We start from the raw sequence: 1,710 nt of genomic DNA, 5'->3' as shown, positions 1-1,710 counted from the left end.
TCGACAGTAGTTGATTGCTTGATGTATTCACGTATAGCGACATTGACCAAAGCACTCTTTGTAAGAGCGGACTTTCTCGATTCTGCCTCAAGCCAATCGTTGGAATCAGCAGAAATTTTAACATTGATCCTGACAGGCTCTCTCTCTTTCTCAGTCATGAGATCACTCCCAATATTTTGTATAAAAAATAGAAGAGGCCGGGCATGACCTCTTCACTATGAAGTTGTAACATCATTATAACATACTTTTGATGTTTTTTGTGTGCGTAAATAGAAAAGGACGCTGGCTCTAAGTGTGCGAGGGAACCCCCCGTACCGGGTCCCCCCTTGCACCTTATAGAACCAACGTCCTAGTATAAATACATCATGGTGTACAGTCACGGTGTACCGTAATTAACGCCGTGTGTTAAACTGAACGTATTGATGAGTTACGGAGAAATCATCATCGTTCAAGGTGATAGATTTCTGGTAAGTCGGTGTTCCAGCACCGGCTTTTTCTTTTGCCTTTTTATAAGTCATTTCCTCTACAACAGGTGGAGATATCCCCTTTGATTTTCTGTATATATTCAGACCTGGGGGATACATCGCAAGCCTTCCCCCTTTTATATATTTTTTATCCTCACCGGACACCTGTTTATCTATAATCTCAGTATGATCGCCAACGCAATCAACATAAGTTTCTTCAGTCAATTCAACATCTGTTAAATATGCTGAAAGGTAGGCTCCTATGTTGTCTATATTCTTTAACGCTTGAACTCTGACATATCCTTTCCCCCACATACTGGCCACATCAGAATTTGATACATAAATGTTCGATACGTCATTGAACCTCAGTAGAAGATGACAATGCCAGGCACCTCTTTTTTGTGGCTCTATAACGTTCAGATAATCAATTGTTGTGATTCCCTTATATTTATACCTGAGCTTATCAATCATCCTTTGAAAGTCATTGTATAAACGTGTGGTATCTGTCTGGTTCTCTTTGTATGTCAAAGTGATATGTAACTCATTAGGGTCACCTACAAAGTTATTATTGATCAGATCCCTTAGACGATTGAAAGTTTTCCTTAATGAATTGTAGTTTTGACCTCTGTTATCAGTATGAGCATACTCCTTGATTTCACCAGTGGAAATATCAACATACTCATCTGAATTTATCTTCTGAGTATGAACCTTTGAATTTCTCCGGCTAGAGTGAGAAACATCTATGACGTGGTTCATATGCTTCACTTTGACGATAGCATCATCTTTTATATCTACATGACTTTGAGACATTTTGTGCAAGGCATGAACCCCCTCTGTTGAGCGTTTTTCTGTAATGTTGAATCTAAATCAAGTTAATTAAGGGAAGTGGTTTGCACACCGCTTCCAGTCGCCATTGACACGGAGCCTCTACCCCCTCTGACACCCCAGGCTTTGCAGGCAAGAAAAAGCACCTTGCCTACATCCCTTCGCTACGCTACGGGTCAGCCTATCAGAGGGGGTATCTCCGCGTAAATGGACCGCTTCGCTCTCCTTCTCGCTGGCATGCTGCTTATTCATTTATTTTGTGCTGCTTCTCAGGATCAACGTACTCCTGAAGTTGAGACATCATTTTCATCATTTCCGGCATGTTATCGACAGTAGTTGATTGCTTGATGTATTCACGTATAGCGACATTGACCAAAGCACTCTTTGTAAGAGCGGACTTTCTCGATTCTGCCTCAAGCCA

1 protein-coding gene is annotated in these 1,710 nt (G+C 41.2%); it reads right to left on the bottom strand.

The genetic code is table 11. From position 1 onward, the window contains the following. Nucleotides 1-392: 392 nt before the first annotated feature. Nucleotides 393-1,220 (bottom strand): rolling circle replication-associated protein, encoded by an 828-nt coding sequence (locus tag G569_RS61630; protein WP_211233128.1) that lies wholly within the window; start codon nucleotides 1,218-1,220, stop codon nucleotides 393-395. Between the last annotated feature and the right edge of the window lie 490 nt (nucleotides 1,221-1,710).

The sequence above is a fragment of the Solirubrobacter soli DSM 22325 genome (assembly GCF_000423665.1).
GTDB lineage: Bacteria > Actinomycetota > Thermoleophilia > Solirubrobacterales > Solirubrobacteraceae > Solirubrobacter > Solirubrobacter soli.
This window is presented reverse-complemented; position numbering and strand designations above follow the sequence as displayed.